This window comes from Mesorhizobium sp. BH1-1-5 (assembly GCF_020165615.1).
Classification (GTDB): Bacteria; Pseudomonadota; Alphaproteobacteria; order Rhizobiales; family Rhizobiaceae; genus Mesorhizobium.
Genome location: NZ_JAIUIM010000001.1, coordinates 435541 through 459161 on the forward strand (window position 1 = coordinate 435541; position 23621 = coordinate 459161).

A 23621-nucleotide genomic window follows, 5' to 3' on the forward strand; every position below is an offset into this window, starting at 1 on the left:
GCTCACCTGTTCACCGAATAGCAGTCGACCTGCGGCTCGCTCGGCAGCACACCGGAAACGCCGATGACGAAGCCGGGGGCGTCGAGCAGCGAGGCCCAGTGCTCGCTCTTTTGGTCCAGCTCCAGGCACAGCCGGTCGCCGTCATAGGGGATCTCGCGCGGCTGCGAATGAAGCGGTTTCAGCGGAATGCCGGGCAGGCGCGACTTCCACAGGCCCTCGAACTGGTCCGCCGAGCCGACCGTCGCCTGATTGACGAAGATCTTGCGCAGCGCGTCCTCCGAAAGCTCGGAGCCGACGCGGATGACGATGCGGCTGGCGACCAGAAGCTTCGGGTTGTCGATGCGCACTTTCCACACATTGGTCGCGTGCCGCATGACCGGCAGCGCGCGCGACTTAGGCTCGATGTAGCGCAGGCTGAGGATGAGCGAACGCAGAGCGTCGGCCAGCGCCATATAGGCTGGGCCGGGCGCCATGTGGTCGTAGGCCGGCAATTCGCCGAGCCGCCGCGAGCTAGAACCGTAGGTGGCCATCTCGCCGGCGAGGCCGGCAAGCTCGAGATAGAGCTCGGCCGGATGGAAGACATCCTGCGCCAGCATATGCGCAAGCCGCGGCCGCGCGGCGTTGGCGAGGTGCAGCATCAAGAGATCCTCGACGCTGCGCCCGGCCCCGCCCATCACCATCTTGCCATGCGCCTCGGCGATCTGGTCGAGGCCGGTGACCACCTCCTGCAGCAATTGCCGGTACCAGTGGACGGCGCCGGTGATCAGTGTCGGCGGCAGGAAGGATTGGTCGAGCGAGACGCCGCCATCGGCGCGCACGCCCTTGATGTCGGCGACCGGCAGCGCGGTGTAGCCGCCGACCGATTTGCCGGGCGCCAGCAGCACCGCTTGCGGCCGGGCGACCTCGATCTCCTCAGGATCGGCGCCGCCCTGCACGGCATCGCGCACCGGGACGATCTTGCCGTGGTAGCGTGCCCCCGTCGATGCGGCATGTGCCGGATCGAATCCGACGCCGCCCGGCGGCTCGAGCGGCAGCGCCACCAGCACCGGCCCGGCGCCGGTGTCGGCCGTGACCGGCAATGGCTTGGGCGCATCCATCAGCTCCGGAATGGAGAAGGGCGTGCCGTCCGGGAAGATGCCCCGGGCGGACACGATCGACACCTGGCCGGCATCGAGCAGCGACTGGTCGAGCGTCAGCTGCTGGAAGCCGAACGTGTGGAGCTGGCCGGCCTGCAAGGCGCCGCGCACCATGCCTTCGAAGAACCGGTCCTGCTGCTGGAAATGCTGGGTCCTGAGAAACAGGCCCTCCGACCACAGCACCCTGTTTGCGTCGCTCATGCTGCCACTCTCTGCACTGCCGTGGTTGTCTCGCCGTCAGCCGGAAATGCCGCCCTTGCCGAGGCCGACATTGATGGTGAATTTTGACCCCGGCGAAACCGACTTGGTCGTGCGCCAGTTGCGTCCGCCAGGCTCGCGGATCAGCGCGACGAAGCCGAGCGCCGTCGCGTTCGGCTCGACCGTGATGGTCTTGGCCGCGGTCTTGCCCGGCGCCACCGAGATCGTGTCCATGCCGATCAGATCGGCCCCAAGCACCCCGCTGGCGCCCCCCTGCAACGCGAAATAGTCGGCCGAGTTGAACTTGCCGGTGCTGGCAAGCCGCATCACCAGCACCGTCACCGGCCGGTCGCCGCCACCCGGTCCCGGATTCATGCCGGCGCCGCCGGTCACGTTGACCGAGATGACGGATGGTTTCGGCGGGCCGCTCTGGCAAGCCGCAAGCAGCCCTGTGGCGCCGATGGCAATGATGAATTCGCGTCTGTCGATCATGTCCCTACTCCTCTTCATATGCATCCCTGAAATCTGCGCCGATCTCGCCCAGGAAGCTCGATTCCGCGCTCTGGGCGATGTCGCGATGGCGTTTCTGGTAAAGCTCCCACAGCTTGGCGTTGCGTCCGCCGGCGAGCAGATTGCCGATCGCGGAATTGGATTTGAGCTCTTCCTCGATGGCGGCCGGATCGAAACGGTCGATCATGCGCCGAAGTGCCGCCTGCACGCCGCGCCAAGCGCGCACGTGGTGTTGCGCGAGGTCCTTGACCGCGTCGCCGATCGCCGCCTCGCCGGAGAGAAAACCGGGGCTGCGTTCCGCGATGATGGTGACGATGACATCCTCGACCGTCGGCAGGAATTTGAGCGGGTTGACCTCGGAGGCGCCGACCATGGTCTGTGCGACGCGCGCGCTTCCCTTTTCCTCGGCGCGCTTGCGCAGCAGCTGCATCAGACCGTCGAGCATCAGCCTGTATTCCCGTCCGAACTTTTCCATCTCGGCGATCGCGTCGCGCCCGGGGAAATCCGCCTCCTCGACGCCCATGCCGCGCAGGAACGCCGCGCGCAACGCCATGTCGCCGGGCGCCTGTTGCGTCGGGCGCGACGGCCTCGGCGCGGGAACGGGACGAGGCGGCGGGGCAGGTGGTTCGGGCGCCTGAACCGGGATCTCCCACGGGCGGGCGGCCTTCTCGGCGGGGCGCTCGACTCGACCAGCTGGATCGGTGCCGTTGCTGGAAGCAGGCGTCGCGGCTGGCCCGAAGCTGAAATCATCGTCGAAGCCGGGCGATTTCGGCGCAGGCTCGGCGATATCGTTGCGCGATGGCATCTCGCCGAAGCCGAAAGGGTCCGGCCCGCCGGCGGCGGGCTCGTCGTTCGAGGCCGGCGTCGCCACCGGATCGAGGCTGAACGGGTCGTCGAAGGCGGGTGAGCTGCGCTGGATCGAGGCGCGATCGTAAGCTCCGGGCACAGGCTGCTCGAATGGATTGGGCAACCCGGCCGGGCGCGGCCGCTGCGGCTCTTCCTCGACCTTGGCCGAGAAGAAATCGTCACCGCCGATGCTGGGTGGCGTCCGCGATTGTGGCGACGACCACGCCGGGGCGGCGTTGGCGATCGGCGCTTGACCGATCGACGTATGGCTGGCGCTGGGCTGCACCTCGACATGGAGCACGTAATCGCCCATGCGCAGCCGCATGCCGCTTTGCAGCCGCGTCGACCTGCCGGTCCCCAGAGGGCTCTCGGAATTGTCGATGAACAATCCGCTGCTCGACGTGTCGGTGACGTAGTAGCCATCACGCCCGCCACTGATCTTGCAGTGCGCGCGTGAGACGAACATGTCCGGGTCGTCGATCTGCCAGCCGGCATCGGCGCTGCGGCCGATCACCAGCTCGCCCTCGTCCAGCCGGGTTTGCCTGACCGCCTGCGAGCGCGGGCCTTGTTCCAGGGTCAGAAGCAGGCTCATGCGGCTGCCTCCGCCATTTCCGGCCGCCAGCCGACGATGGTGCGCAACCTGAGATCGTCGGCATCGCCCTGTTCGGCGGGGCGCGAAAGCCAGGAGGTCCGGCCGAGCTGGATGGTTCCCATCTTCGGCGGCGGCACCGCCTCGCGCGCCAGCACGATCCTGAGGTTGACATCGAGCGCCTCGCCGATCATGTCGCGCACCGCCTTCTTGAACAGGGCAAGGCGTCGTTCTCCGGGCAGGAAGGACTTGAAGTCGTCGAGGCTCAGCGGACCGACGCGCAATTCGATCCTGCTCTGCCGGCTGAAGACGCGCGGCCCGATCGTCGCGCCGCCGCCAAGCGTTGCATAGGCCTTGCCGATGCGGCTCTGCAGCGCTGCGGGAATCGTGATCCAGGCGGCGACGAATTCCTTGATCTGCACCGGCACCTTGAAGGCGGTGGCGAGAAACAGCGTCAGACGCTCGGCGCCGTCGACCTGGTTGGCCAGCGATCCGGCCTGACGCAGCCGCACCGTGTCGAGCTCGGGATCCTGAGTGCCGGGAAGGCCGATGCCGGCCATGGCCTCCAGCATGGCGCGGACGCGTCCGCCGACCGAACGTTCGACCTGCACCGCCGGATGCGCGTCCGCCCATGCGCGGTAATAGAGCGCGATCATGCGATGCTGCAGGATGTTGACGAAGTCGACGAAGGTCGTGTCGCTGGTCTGCTCGGCGTCGGCGCCGGTGAACCAGCGCTGCGACAGCCGGTCGAGCACCCAGCGCGTCAGATGCAGCGGCATCGGCCCCTCCGGCCCGAGCAGGCCGAGATTGGCGACGGTCACCCTTGCCGGAGCCTTTTCCGTGGCGTTCTGGAACTTGACCACGTCCCTGGCTGAGAAGCTCAGGCGCACATGCTGGCCGAGCCTTGCCGGCTCGCGGTCCGCGTTTCCGGAATGGCCAAACAGTCCGCGCCGCTGCTCGAGGCGGCGCAGCAGCTCGAAGAAATCGAAGCCCTCCGGCAGTTCCTCGGCTTCGTTGGAAACCGGCTGCGCTAGATCAGGTAGCGATTGCCGGGCGTCATCGGCCATGGCACATCCTCCTGCTTCTGCAGCAACCGCGTACGCGTCCGCACGAAACCATTTATCCCGGCATGTCGGGCGAACAGCCGCGCCAGCAGACCCGAGAGCAGCAGCGTGCTCTGACCCGCCAGCACCGATTGGTCGACATGCAGCGTCACCTCGGTGCCGCGGCCGAAACACATCGGCCCGTCGATCTTGAGCCGCTCGATCACCGGGCGCGAGTCGATGCGGGTGATCGAATGCACGTTGCGGGCAAGGCTCGGATCGCCGCGGTCGGCGTAGAGGTCGAGCAGCGCATGCAACGGATCGACGCCGCGGCCTTCCTTGGCGAGGCTGAGGAAGTTGAGCGAGAGCTGCGCCACCAGCCGCCAGGCGAGATTGTCGGCGCGGGATTCGCCTTCGGCGCCGGCCGGCAGCGCCGCCGGGATCGCCGGCTGCGGCGGCCGCAGCGCGCCGAGCAACCGCACCGCTTCGACCGGATCGGCGGTCTCCAGTGTCAGCGTCGGCGTGTCGTCCAGGATCGGCAGGTCGCGGTTGGTGCAGAGCGCCATGATGTCGAGCCGCTTGAGCGGCCGGTTCGCCGGGCTTCCGGCCGGGCGCGAGATCGCGATAAAAACATCGTCGCCGGTGTACGAGGTGCGGGTCAGGCCGTCGCGCCGCTCGTCCTCCGTGGCCCGGCGCGGGCGCCGCTCCGTCGAATAGACCCAGCCGCTGCCGCGGTTCTGCCCCAGGCTGAACAATTCGGGAATGACCGCCTCGTTGCCTTCAGCGTCGGCGTCCTCCACGCGGGTGACGCGGAAGATTTCGAAGTCACGCGCCCGGGTACGGTCGGCGTGCAGCACCTGGCGCGTCCGGCGCGGATCGATCTCGATGACGTTGCACTCGCGTTCGAAGAGATTGATCACCGGCGTCACGAACAGCTCGAAATCGGCCACCGTCACATCGGCGAGTTCCGGCACCGGACGCCGGAACAGGAAGATGATTTCTATCCCCCCATCGCACTTGCGCACCACCGGCTGCAGGCCGGCCACGCGCGCATAGTGGAAGCGCTCGGGGATGATGAAATATTCGCGCAGCAGCCGGTATCCCTCGAATGTCGGGCGGGTGCGCGGCATCAGCGCTTCGTCGTCGTGGATCCCGATCATTTCGGGCTCGGGCAGCGCGGTGAGCGGATTGGTCTTGCCTTCCGCCCGCGCGCCGACGGCCAAGCACGCGCCGAAGAGCGCGTCGAAGATGAGCGGCGCCTTGGCGCGCCCGGCGAAATAGAGGTCGAGACGGTCGAGCGACAATTCGTTGAGCTTGCCTTTGCCGGTCCGGGCGAGCGCGATGCGGAACGCCGCTTCGCCGCGCACGCCGCCGACCTGGGCGATGCCTGCGGCGGCCAGCGCGCTGCGGTCCTGGAAATAGCTGACAGAAGTGATCGCGATCGGCCACAGCGTGACCTCTTGCGCGGTGGTGAAGGTCGAGCGGGTCGAAAGTCCTGGATGCAGACCGGAAACCAGCCGGGTGCCGCGCGCGACGGCGTGGCCGGCGATCATCGACTGCACCTGCTGCCCAGGTTTCAGCACGGCCATCGCCGTCGCCGGCGCCGGCGTCACCAGGTCCGGATAGAGCACGTCGAGCACCGCGCGCGAAAAACGCGAGCGCTCCGCGTCGACCTTGAGCCGCGTGCGCGCGGCAAGAAAGGCCACGCCGTCGAGCAGCCGTTCGACATAGGGATCGGGGCAGGGGACCGTGTCGAGGGAAAGGTTGCGGGCGACCGCCGGATGCATGTCGGCGAATTCCGCGGCCAGCGCGCGGATATGGGTCAGTTCCTCTTCGTAATACTCCACGAAGACCCGATCCATCCTCAGGTCTCCCGGAATTCGGTTCGTGCCAGGCCGTTGTCGAGATTGATCGTAGTGCGCAGCCGCATGCGTTCCGGCGTCGGTGTCATGATCAGCACCGCGTCGATCTCGATCTTGAGGCCGACGGTCTTGTCGCCAAGCGTGACGTTGACGGTCGTGGCGCTTTCCTTGAGACGCGGCTCGAAGGTGGCGAGCACCGCGCGGATCTCGCGCGCCAGCGTATCGCGGTCGAAATCGCGCGACGAGCGACCCGAAAAGGACGGCACGCCATAGTTGACGACGCTGCGGCGCACCTCCGGAAAATCGGCGAGTGGCGGCAGCTCGTCCAAGGGCTGTTCGTGCTCGGCATCGGAAAGCATCGGCACGAACTCGAAACGCTCGGTGTTGAACAGGGCCTCGATGTCGCGCCGGACCGCTTCCCTGAGCACGCGTGCCGACACCACCACGCCGCGGCTTTCGATCTCGGTGCGATGCTCGGTCTGGAAGACCAGCCGGTGCAGTCGTCGTTTCTGCTCGGCTGTCAGTTCGGCATCGGCATCGATGACGCGCGCGCTTCCTGCAAGAAGAGCCTCGACGCGCTCGGCGCCGAGTTCTTCTTCCAGCAGACGGCGCAGCCCGTCGATCTCCGACGTCAGCCCGGGCAGATCGTTGACGAGGCGGTCCCAGAGGGAGGGCTGGACCGCCTCGCGTTTTGCCCGGGAGCTGCCGGCGAGCTGCGCTTTCGCGCCGGGCCGCTTGGCCTCACTTGCCGACATAGACATCCATTTCGATCTCGTCGTCCTTGTCGTAGACGAACTTGATCTTCTTGTAGGCGAAGCTGACTTCTTCCTCGATCAGGTCCGCCTCGTCGTGGGCCTGCCGCATGTCGTACTCCATGACGGAAGCGTCGGTAAGCGTCACGACCAGATAGTCGCTGGTCTCGCCGTCGATGGTGCGGCGGGCCGAAAACACCACCTCGTCCAGCGCCTTGTTCTCGAACAGCGCCTTCTTCAGGTACGGCGACGACTTGTCGTAATGCTTGAAGAATTTGATCATTCCCATCGACACGCGGCCGCGCCGCGACAGCGAATTGGGATCGTAAGGCGCGATCATCTTGTAATCGACGCCATGGATCTCGATCTCGTCTTCGTGGCCGTCGCGCTTGCTCGGGCCTTTGATATCCGGGACTTTCAGGAAACCGTCGATCTTCATCGAAGGCGCATCGGCTCTATCAGGCATTGTCTTTCTCCACCGCTTTCAAACGAAACAAGATGACTACGCTTAACGATTTCAGCCCTTCACCGACGGTAGTTCCGACACCAGCCGGAGCGAGGCGTTGATGCCTTCCAACTGGTAATGCGGACGCAGGTAGAAACGGGCATTGTAGTAACCGGGCCGGCCTTCGACGCTGTCGACCTGGACCTCGGCCGCGGCAAGCGGGCGCTTGGCGCGCGCCTTGTCGTCGGCAAAGGCTGGATTGGCCAGCACGTACCGGTTGATCCATTCGGTCAACCAGGTCTCCATGTCGGTGCGTTCCTTGAACGAACCGATCTTGTCGCGGGCGATCGCCTTGAGGTAATGCGCGAAGCGCGACACCGGGAAGAGGTAGGGCAGATTGGCGGAGAGCCGCTCATTGGCCTGCGCGTCCGGATCGACCAGCCGGCCGGCGCGCGTCTCGTCGTCCTGCAGCGAGTGCGCGCCGATAAAGGCCGCAAGATCGGTGTTCTTGCGGTGCAGGATCGGCATCAGCCCGAGCTTGGCCAACTCGGCCTCGCGCCGGTCGTCGATGGCGACCTCGGTCGGGCATTTCATCGCGATCGAGCCGTCGTCGGTCGGGAAGGCGTGCACCGGCAGGTTGAGCACCGTGCCGCCATTCTCGACGCCGCGGATCTGCGTGCCCCAGCCGTAAAGCTTGTGGCTGCGATTGATGTTCACGCCCATCGGGAACGCGGCGTTCATCCAGACATATTTGTTGTGGTCGCCGCCGACCTCTTCCTCGAAGGTGAAACCCTTCACCGGAACGGTTTCCGAGCCATAGGGCAGGCGCGCCAGCACGCGTGGCATGGTGAGCCCTATATAGCGCGCGTCCTCGCTTTCGCGCAGCGACTGCCAGGAAGCATAGGCCGGGTTGTTCACGATCATCTGCAGGTCTTGCGGGTTGGGCAGTTCCTGCCAGCTGTCCATGCGGAACAGCCGCGGCGAGGCGGCCGCGATGAACGGCGTATGCGCCGAGGCGCAGACGCCCGAAATATTGCGCAGCAGGCCGACATCGCGCGGATGGTTGGAGAATTCATAGGCGCCGATGATGCAGCCGACCGGCTCGCCGCCCAGCATCGAATACTCGTCCGTGTAGACCTTCTTGAAGATCGGGCTCTGGTCCCACATCTGGCCTTCATAGTCTTCCAGCGTGTCGGCCAGCTGCTCCTTGGAGATGTTCATCACCCGGATCTTGAGCTTGGTATCCGTCTCGGTGTTGTTGATCAGGTACCAGAGGCCGCGCCAGGTGCCTTCCATCTCGCGCACTTCCGGGGCATGCAGGATCTCGTTGACCTGCGTCGTCAGCATCTTGTCGATGCCGGCGATCAGCGACTTGATCGACTTGATAGCATTGGACGAGATGGTCGTGGTCTCGGAGCGCGATTGCGCGGCAAGCGCCAGGTTGCGCACCAGTTGCTGCAGCTTCTCGCTGTCATCCTTCTTGACCTTGAAATCCTTCTCAAGGAGTCCGCTGAATTCGCCGAGATCGATGGCTTCCGCCTCGGCGGTGGCGGCTGCGTTCTTTTGCTGTTCGGCCATGACTTACTCCTCGCCCTTGCCGTCATCCATCGCCTGGGTGGCGATCTTGCTCAGCAGCGGCTCGTTGTTCAGAAGTTGCGCAATGCGCTTTTCGGCGTCGACGCGGCCGTCCATGAAGCCCAGCAGCTCCTCGAGCTGACGGCGCATCTTCAGGATCTCGGCCAGCTGCGGCACCTGCTCGGCGACCTTGTCCGGCGCGAAGTCGCCCATCTTGGAGAAGGTGAGGTCGACGGCGAGCTCTTCGTCCCGCTCCTGCCCTTCGGCCTGCGGCAGGGTGTTCTTCACCCGGGCCTTCACGCGCGGCCCCATCGCTTCCATGAATTTGGGGAAGCGGTTGGCGTCGGTTTCGACGAAATTGCGGTCGAGGACCGATTTCGACGCTTCCTTGGTCTGCGAAGCGCCCGAAAGGTCGGCCATCACGGCCATGACGAACGGCAGTTCGATCGTCGTCGGGCTGCCGTAGGTTTCGACGTCGTAGGCGATCTGCACGCGCGGCGCGCGGTTTCTTTCGATGACCTTCGCTTTGCTCTCTGCTGGCATGCTTTTCTACCTTTCATCCTTCTGGGCCGGCTTCTTAGGATCGGGAACACCGGCAAGCTGCCGGAACTCCTTCAGCCCCGACGGGGCGAGATCTTCCATCAGTTCCACGAAATCCATGTGCACCATCCGGCGCACGCGCCGGGCAAGATGCGGGATGGGGCTGGACGGCTCTGTGCGGTCGTAGAAGGCGACGACGAGGTCGAGGCACTTGACGACTTCGTCACGCGAGGTGATCCGATCCGGCAGACCGGTGCTTGCTTCCACAGGGCTTGCCCCACTTGCCATCGTCTCGGCTCCATGACCGTTGCGGGCGGGCATTGCTGGTTCCGCTGCCGCCTGCGGAGCGGGCTTCGCGGCACCGTTCGCCGTGCCGCCGGCACCGGAACTCCGCTCCAGCGTCGTCAGCAAACGCTGCAGGAACTTCTTCAATTCCGGAACGGTGGCGCCATGGCCTTCGATGCGGGCGTTGAGCGCGGCGTCCACCGCTTCGAGGGCGCCGATCGCGGCACGTAGGTCTGCCAGCATCGACGTCATCGCCTCGCCGGCCTGATCGATTTGCGCCGCGCATCCGGCGCGCACCCGGTTCAGCAACTGATTGTGCGCGCTTACCAGTGCCGCCCTCTCGGCGGCGTTCAGCCCCGAGGCCGCTTCCTGCAGCATGACGCGCTCGTCGAGCGCGCCCTGTTCCAGATCACGTCCGCTGATCGGTCCGACCTGGCGCGGCGAAAAGAAAATGGTTCCGCGCAGGCTCGTGAGCAGGCCTCCCTGGGCATTCTGGAGATCGAGCAAGGCATTGATGCGGCGCAAGGCGGCGTCGCGCGGCGCCGCGTTCGCCCGCAATGCCGGATGCATCGTGTCCCAATGCTGGTCGAAGGTCCCGGCGATGAGCGTCAGGCCCTCGGCGAGGCCGGCCAGCCCTTCCTCGCTGGCCAAGGCCCGCGCGACGATGACCAGCAGGCGCAGGTCCCGGCCGCGGGAGCGCAGCTCTTCGGCCTGTTCAAGCACTGCCGCCCAGTCGACCGGGCTGGATTGCGACGTGGGCTTGCCGTTGCCGTCATGGACAACCTTGAGCTGAGGTTCGGCCAGGCGCTCCAGCTCATGAAAGGCCGGGTCGTTGCGCAAGTCCTCTCCCGACGGATTCGCACCGTTCAGAGGATTCAGCCAGAGTGCGAGATCAATCACACCAACCCCCAGCCAGCGGCCCTGAGACCCCTATGTGACGTAACGTTATCACCGGCCTCACGCGACGACAATTGAGCACCTGCGCAAAAACTAACGGAAGCTAAACGCGACCGTTTTCTTCGGGCCAAACCCATTGCGCGATTGCCGGACCCGGTATGTGAAATGGCTCGCATAGCCCGGGCAGCAATCCGGTGTTTGTTGCCATGAGTTTGCAAGGCTTGTGTAACCGGGCGGTGCCGCCTGGATGGATTCAAACGCCCTATCCGTCACCCGGCTTTGTCAAGCAGCCGCTTATATGGCAGGGTACGGTCGGCAGGTTGCGGGAGCAGGTTCGATGGAACAGCGCCGGTCATCGCAGAGTTTCAAGCGTAAGGAACTGGTCGCCAAGCTCAACGCCACGGGGGTGCGCGCCTTCAAGGCCGCGGCCGACACGGCCAAGCTGCGCGGCAATCCCTATGTCGAGCTCGTCCATTTCATCCAGCAGCTGGTTCTGTCCGAGCGCTCGGATGTGCAGATGATCGTCGCCGACGCCGGTATCGATGCCAGCCGGCTGACGGCCGACATGACCCGCGCCATCGACAGGCTGCCCTATGGCGCGACCTCGGTGGAGGAATTCTCCGACCACATCTTCCACGCCATCCAGGAAGGCTGGAACTTGGCGACGCTCGAGTTCGGCGTGGAGGAGGTGCGCAGCGCCCATATCCTGCTCGCCTGCCTGAAGACGCCGGTGCTGGAAGGCCTGGTGTCGAAGATCAGCGCCGAGTTCGACAAGATCGACGCCGACGGGGTCGTTTCCCGCTTCGCCGACGTCACCGAAGGCTCGCTCGAAGCCGGCTCACCGCCCGCCGAGCGCGCCACCGAAACGCCGATGAAACGCGGTCCTGGCGGGGATTCGGCGCTGGCGAAATACGCCACCGACCTCACCCAGCGCGCTCGCGACGGCAAGATCGATCCCGTCGTCGGCCGCGATCCGGAAATCAGGCAGATCGTCGATATCCTGATGCGGCGCCGGCAAAACAACCCGATCCTCACCGGCGAGGCCGGCGTCGGCAAGACGGCGGCGGTCGAGGGATTTGCGCTGCGCATCGCCCAGGGCGACGTGCCGCCGACATTGCAGAATGTCAGCGTGCGCATGCTCGATGTCGGGCTGATGCAGGCAGGCGCCAGCGTCAAGGGCGAGTTCGAGAAGCGGCTGAAGGCGGTCATCGACGAGGTCCAGGCCTCCGAGGTGCCGATCATCCTGTTCATCGACGAGGCGCATACGCTGATCGGCGCCGGGGGTGCTGCCGGCACCGGCGATGCCGCCAATCTCCTGAAGCCGGCGCTGGCGCGCGGCGAGCTTCGCACCATCGCCGCCACGACCTGGGCCGAATACAAGCAGCACATCGAGAAGGACCCGGCGCTCACCCGTCGCTTCCAGGTGGTCAAGATCGACGAGCCTTCGGAAGCGGTGGCCGTGCTGATGCTGCGCGGCGTCGCGGGCGTCCTGGAGCAGCACCACAAGGTGCAGATTCTGGACGAGGCGATCGAGGCGGCGGTCTCGCTGTCGCATCGCTATATCCCGGCCAGGCAATTGCCGGACAAGGCCGTCAGTCTGCTTGACACCGCCTGCGCCCGCGTCGCGGTCTCGCAACATGCGACGCCGGCCGAAGTCGAGGACATTTTGCGCCGGCGCCAGGCGCTGGAGGTCGAGAGCGGCATCATCGGCCGCGAGGCGGCGATCGGCATCGACGTCGCCGACCGGCAGGCCCGCGTCGACGCCGGGCTGGCGGAAACCGAGACCAGTCTGGCCGCCGCCCAGGCGCGTTGGGACCGGGAAAAGGCGCTGGTCACCGAGATACTGGACCTGCGCGCAAAATTGCGCGGCGAGGGCGTGCCGCTCGATGAGGCAGCCGAGGACGGTGCCGCGGAGGCAGAGAGCGCGGAGGGCGCGGCAAAGGCGCCCGTGAACAAGACTGGCGAGAGCAAGACTGGCGACGGCAAGGCTGCCGATGCCAAGAAGGCCAAGTCCTCCAAAGCCAAGGCGGCCAAGGCCGCGAAGGCCGAAGCGGCTTCCGCCGAACCGGCGGATGAAGCCACCGCCGACCTTGCGCGGCTGCGCGAGTTGATGGCCGAGCTCGCCGCCGCGCAAGGCGAGACACCGCTGATCCTGCCGTCGGTCGCCCGCAACGCGGGCGCCGCCGTCGTCCAGGACTGGACCGGCATCCCGACCGGGCGCATGCTCTCCAGCCAGACGGAAAAGGCGCTGAGGCTCGCTGCCACCCTGTCCGAGCGGGTCGTCGGCCAGGATCACGCCATGGAGATGATCGCCAGGCGCGTGCAGACCAGCCGCGCCGGCCTCGGCGCGCCGGAAAAGCCGGTCGGCGTGTTCCTGCTTTGCGGCCCCTCCGGCGTCGGCAAGACCGAAACCGCGCTGGCGCTGGCCGAGACGCTTTACGGTGGCGAGCAGAACCTGATCTCTATCAACATGTCGGAATTCCAGGAAGCGCACACCGTCTCGACGCTCAAGGGCGCGCCGCCCGGCTATGTCGGTTACGGCAAGGGCGGCATCCTGACCGAGGCCGTGCGCAGGAAACCCTATTCGGTGATCCTGCTCGACGAGGTCGAAAAGGCGCATCCCGACGTGCACGAGATCTTCTTCCAGGTCTTCGACAAGGGCATGATGGACGACAGCGAAGGCCGCCGCATCGACTTCAAGAACACACTGATCCTGCTCACCTCGAATGTCGGTTCAGACGTCATCATGGATCGCACGAAGAACGGCACGGTGCGGACCGGCATCGACGACCTCGACACCGCGCTGCGCGCCCCGCTGCTGAAGGTCTTTCCGGCTGCCTTCCTCGGCCGCGTCGTCACGATACCCTATTACCCGCTGTCGGATTCCATGATCGAGGCGATCGCCCGTCACCAGTTCGGCAAGATCGCCAAGCGCCTCAAGGCCACCAATGACGCCGAACTGGTGATCGGCGACGGCGTGATGGACCTGGTCAAGGCGCGCTGCACCGAGATCGAATCCGGTGGGCGCATGATCGACGCCATCCTCACCAACACGCTGCTGCCGGAACTGAGCCGCGGCGTGCTCAACCGCTCGCTCGAGGGCAAGAAGATGGCGAAAGTCACCGTGGGTGCGTCGCCGGAAGGATTTACCTACTCGTTCGAATAGGCCTCCATTGTGAGGCAGGCCGCCTTCAGATGGACCAGAGCGCGCCGCCGTCGCAGGCGACGGCCTGGCCGGTTATGTAGGAGGCGCGGTCGGAGGCGAGGAAGGCTGCCAGCGCCGCGAACTCTTCGGGGCGGCCGATGCGCCTGGCGGGTATCGCCTGGCTCACCTTTTCCAGGTCAAGCTTCGCATCCGCCAGCCTCTCGGTCAGCGTATAGCCCGGCATCAGCGCGTTGAAGGTGATGCCGTTGGCTCCTTCTTCCTTGCTCAGCGTGTTGATCAATCCGTGGATGCCGGCGCGCAGCGAGTTGGACAGGGCGAAGCGGTTGATCGGCTCCTTCGCGGCGATGGAGGTCACGAACAGCACGCGGCCCCATTTCTTCTCGCGCATCGAAGGCAGCACCGCCCGCACGATCTCCACCGCGCTCATGAACAGATTGTCGAAGGCGGCGCGCCATTGCTCGATGGTGATCTCGTCGAAGGGCGCGGTCGGCGGGCCGCCGGTGTTGACCACCACGATGTCCGGCGCGCCCAGTGTCGCCTTGGCCCGCTCAACCAGTTCCGTCGCCGCGCCCGGCTTCGCCAGGTCGCAGACGAGCGCGGTCGCGCCGATCTCGCCGGCGGTCTTTTCCAGCGCTGCGGCGGTGCGGGCGCAGATCGCCACGCGCGCGCCCTCGTCCAGCAACTCCTTGGCCACGGCGCGGCCTAACCCTTTCGAAGCGCCTAGCACGAGCGCGTTCCTGCCCTTCAATCCAAGTTCCATCCGTTCTCTCCGATGATGCCGCGGCTCAGGCGCCGCTGACCTCGACGCTGCCAAGACCGGCAATGTCGAACCGATAGGAAAAAGCCTTGTCGGGGAAGCGCGTGCGCACGATGCTGCCCGTCATGACGATGTCGCCCGCCTTCATGCCCCTGCCGGAGGCGCCCAGATGGTCGGCCAGCCAGGCCAGCGGCTCATAGGGATGGCCGAGCGCATCGGCGCCGACCCCTCTGCCGATCTCGACGCCGTCCTGGTAGACGATCGCCTCGACCTCCTCCAGCGCGGCGGGCGGGACGACGAAATCGCCCAGCACCACGCCGGCATTCCACGAATTGTCGGCGACCAGCGAGCGCACGTCCAATACCGAATAATCGGCATGGCGATCGTCCACCACCTCGACCGCCGCGCAGACGCCATCGACCGCCGCGGCGACCTCGTCGCGCGTATAGGGTGCGGCGCGCGGCGCGAGATCGCGGCCGAGTCGGGCGCAGATCTCGAACTCCACGCCGAGATGGCCATAGCCGGTCAGCGAGAGCTTTGCTCCGCTGTGCATAACCCGCCGCCCGAAAACGGCGCCGGCGACGGGATGGTCGATCCCGCACATGCTCTGCATGCTGTGCGAGGTTAGGCCGATCTTGTACCCGGCTACGCGGTCGTCGCCGATGATCGCTCCGACATAGGCGTCCTGCACCTTGTAGGCGGAGGCAAGGTCCGACAGCCCCTCGATCGTCACGAACTGCGTGTTGTCCCGATGGCCGCGCACCAGCGCTTGTGCCGCCCCAACAATATCGAATGCCATGTCAGCTCCCTCCATTCCCGTCCGACAATTCGCTCGCCGATTGCCGGATCAACTCGCCGTAAGCCGCCATAGACCACTTGGCGAGCTATGTTTCCTGCACCAACATTTCCTGGCCTAAAGATTGGTCTCGTCTGGGTTGAGCACCACCATCGTCGACGTCTCGGCCACCGATGGGATCGACTGCAGCACGTTGCTGATGAATTCGCGAAGCGCCGCGATGTCCTTCACCCATACCCGCAGCAGGTAGTCGATGTTTCCCGTCACGAGCAGGCATTCGGTAATCTCCGGGTGTTTCGTCACTTCGTCCAGAAACTGACCGGCACCTTCGGGGCCTTGCTGCCCCAGGCGCACGGAAACCATCACGCAGACGCCGAGGCCCAGCGCCGCCGGATTGATGCGGGCCGCATAGCCCTGGATCACGCCCGTCTCCTCGAGGCGCTTCAGCCGGCGCGCGCAGGGCGTGGGCGAAAGGCCGACGCGCTCGGCCAGATCCACCGTCGAGATGCGGCCGTCCTGCCGCAGCTCGCGCAGGATGCGATGGTCGATACTATCCAGTGCAATCATGGCGCTTTCAGCTATATTTTTCTCCAATCTTGGCGATTATGCGCGAAAGGTCAGCGATAACAACCGAAATTTATCGTGAATGCGCTTTGATAAAGCTATAAGCTCGATTGAAAATCAAGGAGGAGGCCATGGCCGCTTATATGATCTGCACGATGAGGGTCCACGATCCCGAGACGTACAAGAAGTACACCGCGCTCACCCCTGCCACGTTGAAGAAGTACGGCGGGAAGTTCCTGACGCGGGGCGATCCGGTGATCACCTGCGAGGGCGAGGCTTTCACCGACCGCATGGTCATCCTGGAATTTCCGGACGAAGCCACGGCCCAGGCCTGGTACAACGACACCGACTACCAGGCGGCGTCGAAGTTCCGCCGTGCCTCTTCCGATCGCGGACGGATGATCCTGCAGCAGGGTCGCGGCGAAAGCGCCGCTCCCGATCCGCTCGTCTGAGCGACCGGTCCGTTGAGCCGGCAAAGTGCGTCCTTCATGCATGTCGCCCGGAAGTGTGCAAGCGGTTCTGGGATAACGACATGCATAAAAACAAAATGCATGTCGCCCGGAAGTGCGCAGCGGTTCTGGGATGACGACATGCATAAAAACAAAAACTTAAAGCACGGTCCGGGGAACGCATCTTGCGATCCCCGGAAAAGTTCATGCTACAAACGCGAGCGGAGCAGTGCGAGTTTTCCTTGAAACGCCGACCCGCTTCAGGTCGAACTTGCATGACAGAGTCTGGCTCGTTGGAGGCCGGTCATGAGGACCGAGGATTTGCAGTTCGCGCCGGGAGCGTATGAGAATTATGCGGAATTCTACCGCAAGTCCTCCTATTCCGCCTTTCCCCAGCAGCACCGCACCGTCCAGGGCACCGGACGGTCCAGCATGATACTGGTCGAGCAGGGGAGGCATGAGCTTGCCGACCCGGCCGTGGAGGAAGTCGTCATATCCACGCCTTTGTCGGCGCCGGCCTGTTCCTACGACTGGAACATGGGGGCCGGGTGGGCAGGGGGGAAATCCCGCACCGGGGATCTCATCATCGTGCCGCCCAACGTCGAGAGTCGCTGGCGCGTCGGCGGCCCCCGCAAGCTCGTCATACTGGCGGTGCCGGTCGACCATGTCAGGAGCCTGCTCGGTCCGGAATGTCCCGACGATCTGTCATCGGCGCTCGAGCCGCTTTCCGGCTCGACTGCGCCCAACCCCGTGGTGAGCACGCTTCTTCAGCAGCTTTGGACGCTTGGCGATCCGGAAGGTCCGCTGGGCCGCATGCTCGCGGACAATATGGTGCTCGCGCTGATCTGCCAGGTTCTCATCCTCGCGCAAGCCGGGACGCCGCATCCGGCGACAGGCGCCTTCTCTTCGCGCGAATGGCGGCGTGTCTGCGATTACATCGACGCCCATCTGCAGGAGGAAATCGCGCTGGCCGATCTCGCCCGTCTGGCCGGGTGGAGCGTTCGGCATTTCACGCGCATGTTCCGCCAGTCCACAGGCCAGACCCCGCACAATTTCATCGTGCACAGGCGCGTCGATCGCGCCAAGGACTTGCTGAGGAAACAGAAGCTGCAGCTGGCCGATGTCGCGCTTACCTGCGGTTTCGCCGACCAGAGCCATTTTACCACCTGTTTCCGCAAGGCTACCGGCCTGACCCCGCTGCGCTGGCGGCGCGAGCTCGTCTGAAGGGATGGGCCGGCCCGGACGGCCCGCCGGCCATGGCCGATCTGCGAAAGATTAAGGCATGTCTCCCGAAAGTGGGAACCAGTTTCGGGACAAAGACATGCATGAAATCAAGAACCTAAAGCGCATGGAGCGAATCTGAAGGATCGCGACGCGCTTTAGGCCCTATCGCGCAAGACTTGCCTTTCCCGCTCGCCCTACGCTCGCCGGCCGATGCAGATGAAGGGCAGATGAAGTATGGGAGAGATGCGATGAGCGACGACAAGTCCATGATCGGAACGAATATCGACTTCGATCGCGATGGGCTGCAGACGGGTACGCTGCGGCTGCCGCATTCCGTGCATCGCTCCGCCTATGGCCACATCGCCATCCCCATCGCGGTCGCGAAGAACGGCGAAGGGCCGACTATCCTTTTGACCGGCGGCGTCCATGGCGACGAATATGAGGGTCCGATCGCGCTGGCGCGCCTTGTGCGCGAGCTCGACCTTTCCCGGCTTTCGGGACGGCTGATCGTCGTTCCGGCGGTCAACTATCCTGCCTTTGTCGCAGGCACCCGCACCTCGCCCATCGACGCCATCAACCTCAATCGCACCTTTCCAGGCAAGCGCAACGGCACGGCGACGGAGATGATCGCCCATTACGTGACCACCGAGCTGTTGCCGCGCTCGGACTACCTGGTCGATTTCCACGCCGGCGGCAGCTCGCTGCAATACCTGCCGACGCTGCTCGCGCCGCGCTGGTCCGATCCCGCGCAGAAGCAGCGCCTGGAAGAATTCATCGACGCCTTCGACCCGCCGAACGTGGTGTATTTCGACAGCATCCGGGCGTTGAGCGGCGAAGACCGCGTCATCGGCAACTATGCGCACCAGAACAACGTCTTCTTCGTCACCGGGGAGTTCGGCGGCGGCTCGACGGTCAATATCGAAGGGTTGGGCGTGGTGGAGAACGGCCTGCGCTCGGTGCTGTCGCATCTGAAGGTGCTGGCCCCCGCGGCACCCTTGCCGAAGCGCCGCGAAAAGGTCCGCCGGCTGGTGATGGACGATCCGGGCCTCTATGCCTTTGCTTCGCGCCGGGGTTTCTTCGAGCCGCGCTTCGCGCTCGGCGACGAGGTACCGGCCGGCGCGCTTGCCGGTCTGATCTACGATCTGGACAATCCCTGGGCCGAACCGGTGCCCGTCCATTTCAGGCATGGCGGTTTCGCCGTCTGCATCCGCACCTTCTCGCTGGTGGAGGCCGGCGACTGCCTCGGTCACTTGGCGTCCCCGGCCTGAACGACACTTCGGTTGCGCGGGCACGGCCTGCGGACCACATCGACAATCAGGATACCCATAGCATCATGCATGACATTCCCGTCACGCGCGCTGCAGCGCGCAAGCCCATCCCGCAAGATCTCAAGGCGAGCTTCGGCGACTACTTCTCCGACCATATGTTCCAGATGGAATACACGGAAGGGCGTGGCTGGCACGATCCCCGCATCGTGCCGTTCGGCCCGCTGCAGCTCCACCCCTCATCCTCCGTCATCCAATATGCCCAGTCGATCTTCGACGGGTCCAAGGGCTATCGCCGCGAGGACGGCTCGATCCATCTCTTCCGGCCGCAGGCCCATATCGCGCGTCTCAACCGCAGCGCCGGCGAGTTGTGCATGCCGGCGGTCGATCCCGACCTCGTGCTCGCGGCGATGCGCAAGCTGATCGATCTCGACCGCGACTGGGTGCCGGCCAAGCGTGGCAACGCCATCTATGTGCGCCAGACCATGGTGGGAACCGAGGGCTACATGGTGGTGCGGCCTTCCAGGACCTGCACCTATCTCATCTTCCTCTGCCCCGTGGGCTCCTATTATTCGGAAGGCGCGGGCCCGGTCCGCATCCTCGTCTCGGAGACGCGCGTGCGCGCGGCCAAGGGCGCGATCGGCTCGGCCAAGGCCGGCGCCAACTATGCGGCGAGCCTCAAGGTCGGCCGCGAGGCCGCCGCCGCCGGCTTCAGCCAGGTGCTGTGGCTGGACAGCGTCCAGCGCCGCTTCCTGGAGGAGGTCGGCACCATGAACATCATGGTCAAGATCGGCGGCCGCATCCGTACGCCGCCACTGAGCGATTCGATCCTGCCGGGCATCACGCGCGACAGCGTGCTCGCGCTCATGCGCGACTGGGGCATGGAGGTGGCCGAGGCGCCCATCGACATCGAGGACGTGGTGGCGGCGTCGAAGGCCGGCACGCTGGAGGAGATGTGGGGCGTCGGCACTGCTGCGGTTATCTCCCCGGTGGGCGAGCTCGCCTGGCGCGACGAAAAGATCGTCGTCAATGGCGGCCAGACCGGACCGGTCGCGGCGAAGTTGTTTGAGCACCTGACGGGGCTCCATGCCGGGACCGTGCCCGACAGGCATGGCTGGTCCGTCGCCGTGGACTGAGACGGATGCTGGTGGAGTCCTTCCTGCAAAATCGTGTCCTGGAAAGACAATACCGGCATTTTTGTTGCAATCACTATGACCGCTTGGGTTGCGGACCGGTCAGGGACGGTTAGCATGCGGGTTCCGGTAGGAGTCGTGAACGCTGACCTTCCCGGCTTGGCCGCATCCCCACACCGGGAGTCTTCATGTATTCGGGACCGATCATCGATCCGCACCATCACCTGTGGGATCTTTCCATGGGCAAGCATCCGTGGTTGCTGCCCACAGACCCTTCGTTGCAGGCGGTGGCCGGCCTTTCCGAGATCGCCACGGACTATCTGGTGGACGATTACGTGCGCGATTCCCGCGGACATAACATCGTCGCCACGGTCCACATTGAGGCGTTGTGGGCCGGCGATCCGGTAGGGGAGACCCGCTGGCTGGAAACCCTGGACAAGTCGAAGGGCGTGGCCTCGCGCTATGTCGGCGGTGCTTCGCTGGGCAAGCCTGAAGCGGCGGACGCCATCGCAAGGCAGGCGGCGTTCGACCGGGTGACCGGCATCCGAGGCATTTTGAGCTGGCACCCGGACCCGAAGAAATGCTTCGTCACCGACCCCGAGCTTGGGCGCAACCCACAGTGGCGCCGCGATATCGCTCGGCTGCAGGAACACGGGCTCAATCTCGAGCTTATGATGTATCCTTACCAGGCCGGCGTCGTGCGGGAGATCGCCGAGGCGCTTCCCGGCCTGCAGATCATCATCAACCATTGCGGCAGCCCGATCGACCGCGATCCGGAAGGCATGCAGCGCTGGCGCGACGGCCTGAAGCACATCTCCGCCTGTTCCAACATCGCCATCAAGATATCGAACCCGGGCGCCTATGATCGCAACTGGACGCTCGAAAGCGTGCGCGACGTCGCCATGCATTGCATCGACTGTTTCGGCACCGAGCGCAGCATGTTCGGCACGGATTATCCGGTCTCGAAGATCCAGATGAGCTTCGACCAGATCTATGACACCTTCAAGCAGATCGCGGCCGTCCTGTCGCCACAGGAGCAATCGCAATTGTTCCACGACAACGCCAAGCGCTTCTACAGGCTTTGACCGGCAATCGCTGCGCCGAACCGGACGGACCAGGACAGACAATGGCACATTCTTCCGAAATCGAGCTCCTGGGCCGGCTGGTCGGGTTCAACACCGTCAGCAGCCGGTCGAATCTGGAGGCGATCGACTTCATCAAGGCCTACCTTGCCGGTTTCGGGGTTGAGAGCGTCATCATCCCCGATGCGACCGGCACCAAGGCCAACCTGTTCGCCACGATCGGGCCGGCCGATCGCCCAGGTTATGTGCTGAGCGGCCATACCGATGTCGTCCCGGTCGACGGACAGGAATGGTCGCGCGATCCGTTCGACATGTGGCGCGACGGCGACAGGCTGCATGGCCGCGGCACCTCGGACATGAAGGGCTTCATCGCCTGCGCACTGGCCGGCATACCCGCCATGCTGAAGGAGCCGCTTGCCGCGCCCATCCATCTCGCCTTGTCCTATGACGAGGAGGTCGGATGCCTGGGCGTGCACGGCATCATCGAGCACATGGCGAAGACCCTACCGCCGCAACTTGCCGTCTTCGTCGGCGAGCCAACCGGCATGGGCGTCGTCGGCGGGCACAAGGGAAGCGCCGGCCTGCTCACCACCGTGACCGGCAAGGCCTGTCATTCGTCGCGCCCCGACCTCGGCGTGAACGCCATCTTCCACGCCATGGACCTGATGGGAGAATTGCGCTCCTACGCGAACGAACTTCGTTCGGCACCCGAGGCCGGGTCGCCGTTCGACGTGCCCTACACGACGGTGAGCGTCGGCGTCGTCCAGGGCGGCACGGCGCGCAACGCCATACCTGGCGATTGCGCCTTCCAGTGGGATGTCCGGGCGACAAGCGGCGGCATCGTGGAGACGCTGGTCGAAAGGTTCCGGGCGTTCAGCGACGGCAAGGTCGTTCCGGCCATGAAGGAAGGCTTCGCCGGCTCGGCCGTGGCAACCAATATCGCCTATGACGTTCCGCCATTCGTCCCCGACGCGGGCTCGCACGCCGAAACGCTTGCCAAGCGTTTTGCCGGCCGCAACGAGGTGACGGCCGTGAACTATGGATCCGAGGCCGGCATCTTCCAGTCCGCCGGCATGTCGACCATCCTCTGCGGCCCGGGGCGCGACAGCGAGGCGCACATAACCGACGAATGGATCACCGTCGAACAGCTCGAACGTTGTGTCGGCTTCATCGACCGGCTGATTGACCATGCGCGTCATGCCTGAGAGGGCATGCCGTGGAACTGAACATCGCAAAAATGGGGAATGATCTCATGCAGAGGGGACTACTGAGACAATTGCTTCTCGTCGGCGCGCTGGGCGCGTCGGCTTTGGGCACGGCAATGGGCGTGGCGGCAGCCGACGTCGTCAAGATCGGCGTGCTCGCGCCGCTTTCCGGGCCTTCGGCCTCCGACGGCGCGGACTTCGTCAAGGGCGTCGAGCTCGCCGTCGACGAGCGGAACGCCAAGGGCGGCGTGGCCGGCCACACGTTCGAGATCATCTCGGCCGACGTCAAGGACGGATCGCCCGACAATGTCAGCAGCGCGGCGCAGCGCCTCATAAACACCGACGGCGTGCAGGTCGTGCTTACGGGCTATGCCAGCCTGTCGCTGTTCGAGGTCGATCTCTTCGCCGATGCCAACATGCCCTATATCTCGTCCGGTCCGTCCGGTTCGTTTGCCGGCATCGTCAGCAAAGATCCGGGCAACTACAATTGCTGCTGGTCGCTCTCGCCGTCCTACAAGGGCTACGAGACGGACGTGCTTCCCCTGTTGGATGGGCTGATCGCGGATGGCAAGTTCAAGCCGGCGAGCAAGAAGCTGGCGATGATCTCGTCCGACAACCCCTATTCCAAGGTCATCTCGGAAGGCATGAAGAAGTCCTTCTCCGCCGCCGGCTGGACCGTGACCGTGGACGAGATGGTGCCGTTCGGCCCCGTCAACGACTGGCGCGCGATCCTTGCCAAGGTGCGGCAGGACCCGCCGGACCTCGTGGTCAACACCGACTATCAGCCCTCGAACTCCGCGCTGTTCCTGAAACAGTTCCTCGAACAGCCGACCCAGAGTCTGGTGTTCCTGCAATACGCGCCTTCGGTGCCAGAATTCGTCGACCTGACCAAGGAACAGTCGAATGGCGTCCTCTACAACCTGATCGGCGGCGCCATCGACTCGCCCGGCTGGCCGCGTGGGCAGGAAGTGCTGAAGAAGTTCCAGGATAAGTACAAGGTCGCTCCGGGCGTCTACGGCTCGGCTCTCTACGAAGAGGCCGAAATGTATTTCGCCGCGCTTGAGAAGGTCGGCGATCCCAAGGATCACGACGCGATCGGCAAGGCGCTCGGCGAAACCAAGTTCGACGCCGCGCCGGGGCCGGTGGAATTCGACCCGGCAACGCATCTCGCCGTACAGGACGAGAACCACATTCCGGTGACCTTCTACCAGATCTGGGACGGCAAGCGCTTCCTGATCGGGCCGAAGAAATACGCTACGGGCGATTTCAAGCTTCCGCCTTGGATCAAGCAGTAGCAGAAGC

Annotated in this window: 21 protein-coding genes; 8 read left to right on the forward strand and 13 right to left on the reverse strand. The window is 65.0% G+C overall.

The features are described 5' to 3' along the window. Window positions 1–2: 2 nt before the first annotated feature. The 10 genes from tssK to tssA all read right to left on the reverse strand — a co-directional run bounded on the left by tssK (window position 3) and on the right by tssA (window position 10681). The gene (gene tssK, locus LB572_RS02105) at window positions 3–1337 is read right to left on the reverse strand and encodes a type VI secretion system baseplate subunit TssK (protein WP_140801952.1); all 1335 of its coding nucleotides are present in this window, start codon (window positions 1335–1337) and stop codon (window positions 3–5) included. A gap of 36 nt (window positions 1338–1373) precedes the next feature. Next, a complete protein-coding gene (gene tssJ, locus LB572_RS02110; RefSeq protein WP_140801951.1) occupies window positions 1374–1826 on the reverse strand; it encodes a type VI secretion system lipoprotein TssJ in 453 nt (150 codons plus the stop codon). Between the two features lie 4 nt (window positions 1827–1830). Then, on the reverse strand, window positions 1831–3282 hold the full coding sequence (gene tagH, locus LB572_RS02115; RefSeq protein ID WP_140801950.1) for a type VI secretion system-associated FHA domain protein TagH: 1452 nt from the start codon (window positions 3280–3282) through the stop codon (window positions 1831–1833). Beyond that, on the reverse strand, window positions 3279–4346 hold the full coding sequence (gene tssG, locus LB572_RS02120) for a type VI secretion system baseplate subunit TssG (protein ID WP_224666515.1): 1068 nt from the start codon (window positions 4344–4346) through the stop codon (window positions 3279–3281). Before tssG ends, tagH begins: the two co-directional genes overlap by 4 nt. Beyond that, on the reverse strand, window positions 4310–6184 hold the full coding sequence (tssF, locus tag LB572_RS02125) for a type VI secretion system baseplate subunit TssF (protein WP_224666516.1): 1875 nt from the start codon (window positions 6182–6184) through the stop codon (window positions 4310–4312). Before tssF ends, tssG begins: the two co-directional genes overlap by 37 nt. A 2-nt stretch (window positions 6185–6186) precedes the next feature. Continuing rightward, window positions 6187–6939: a type VI secretion system baseplate subunit TssE gene (tssE, locus tag LB572_RS02130; protein ID WP_224666517.1), complete on the reverse strand. Its 753-nt coding sequence runs from the start codon at window positions 6937–6939 to the stop codon at window positions 6187–6189. After that, on the reverse strand, window positions 6926–7375 hold the full coding sequence (locus tag LB572_RS02135) for an Hcp family type VI secretion system effector (protein ID WP_181166839.1): 450 nt from the start codon (window positions 7373–7375) through the stop codon (window positions 6926–6928). Before LB572_RS02135 ends, tssE begins: the two co-directional genes overlap by 14 nt. Before the next feature lie 78 nt (window positions 7376–7453). Further along, a complete protein-coding gene (tssC, locus tag LB572_RS02140) occupies window positions 7454–8959 on the reverse strand; it encodes a type VI secretion system contractile sheath large subunit (RefSeq protein WP_224666518.1) in 1506 nt (501 codons plus the stop codon). A 3-nt stretch (window positions 8960–8962) separates the two neighbouring features. After that, the gene (tssB, locus tag LB572_RS02145) at window positions 8963–9499 is read right to left on the reverse strand and encodes a type VI secretion system contractile sheath small subunit (protein WP_112095031.1); all 537 of its coding nucleotides are present in this window, start codon (window positions 9497–9499) and stop codon (window positions 8963–8965) included. 6 nt (window positions 9500–9505) lie between these two features. Beyond that, on the reverse strand, window positions 9506–10681 hold the full coding sequence (tssA, locus tag LB572_RS02150) for a type VI secretion system protein TssA (protein ID WP_224666519.1): 1176 nt from the start codon (window positions 10679–10681) through the stop codon (window positions 9506–9508). A 334-nt stretch (window positions 10682–11015) separates the two neighbouring features. On the opposite strand from tssA, the gene tssH reads away from it, so the two are divergent. Then, entirely contained in the window at window positions 11016–13844 is a 2829-nt protein-coding gene (gene tssH / locus LB572_RS02155) for a type VI secretion system ATPase TssH (RefSeq protein ID WP_224666520.1), read from the forward strand. Between the two features lie 25 nt (window positions 13845–13869). On the opposite strand, the gene LB572_RS02160 is transcribed toward tssH, so the two are convergent. The 3 genes from LB572_RS02160 to LB572_RS02170 all read right to left on the reverse strand — a co-directional run bounded on the left by LB572_RS02160 (window position 13870) and on the right by LB572_RS02170 (window position 15964). Further along, the gene (locus LB572_RS02160; protein ID WP_224666521.1) at window positions 13870–14604 is read right to left on the reverse strand and encodes an SDR family oxidoreductase; all 735 of its coding nucleotides are present in this window, start codon (window positions 14602–14604) and stop codon (window positions 13870–13872) included. Window positions 14605–14629: 25 nt separating this feature from the next. Then, the gene (locus LB572_RS02165) at window positions 14630–15400 is read right to left on the reverse strand and encodes a 2-keto-4-pentenoate hydratase (protein WP_224666522.1); all 771 of its coding nucleotides are present in this window, start codon (window positions 15398–15400) and stop codon (window positions 14630–14632) included. Between the two features lie 114 nt (window positions 15401–15514). Then, complete coding sequence (locus tag LB572_RS02170) at window positions 15515–15964, reverse strand: Lrp/AsnC family transcriptional regulator (RefSeq protein ID WP_140801941.1); 450 nt, start codon at window positions 15962–15964, stop codon at window positions 15515–15517. Window positions 15965–16092: 128 nt separating this feature from the next. Between LB572_RS02170 and LB572_RS02175 the strand changes: the two genes are divergently transcribed. The 7 genes from LB572_RS02175 (at window position 16093) to LB572_RS02205 (ending at window position 23614) form a co-directional block, all read left to right on the forward strand. Next, a complete protein-coding gene (locus LB572_RS02175; RefSeq protein WP_140801940.1) occupies window positions 16093–16413 on the forward strand; it encodes a DUF1330 domain-containing protein in 321 nt (106 codons plus the stop codon). 303 nt (window positions 16414–16716) lie between these two features. After that, complete coding sequence (locus LB572_RS02180; RefSeq protein WP_224666523.1) at window positions 16717–17634, forward strand: helix-turn-helix domain-containing protein; 918 nt, start codon at window positions 16717–16719, stop codon at window positions 17632–17634. Between the two features lie 248 nt (window positions 17635–17882). Further along, window positions 17883–18902 (forward strand): succinylglutamate desuccinylase/aspartoacylase family protein, encoded by a 1020-nt coding sequence (locus LB572_RS02185; protein ID WP_224666524.1) that lies wholly within the window; start codon window positions 17883–17885, stop codon window positions 18900–18902. Window positions 18903–18967: 65 nt separating this feature from the next. Next, window positions 18968–20035 carry a branched-chain amino acid aminotransferase gene (locus tag LB572_RS02190; RefSeq protein ID WP_224666525.1) on the forward strand — a complete coding sequence of 356 codons (1068 nt, stop codon included), beginning with the start codon at window positions 18968–18970 and terminating at the stop codon, window positions 20033–20035. A 185-nt stretch (window positions 20036–20220) separates the two neighbouring features. Beyond that, complete coding sequence (locus LB572_RS02195; protein ID WP_224666526.1) at window positions 20221–21117, forward strand: amidohydrolase family protein; 897 nt, start codon at window positions 20221–20223, stop codon at window positions 21115–21117. Between the two features lie 41 nt (window positions 21118–21158). Then, on the forward strand, window positions 21159–22319 hold the full coding sequence (argE, locus tag LB572_RS02200; protein ID WP_224666527.1) for an acetylornithine deacetylase: 1161 nt from the start codon (window positions 21159–21161) through the stop codon (window positions 22317–22319). A gap of 47 nt (window positions 22320–22366) precedes the next feature. Next, window positions 22367–23614, forward strand: a complete 1248-nt coding sequence (locus LB572_RS02205) for an ABC transporter substrate-binding protein (protein ID WP_224666528.1) — start codon at window positions 22367–22369, stop codon at window positions 23612–23614. The last annotated feature ends 7 nt before the right edge of the window (window positions 23615–23621 follow it).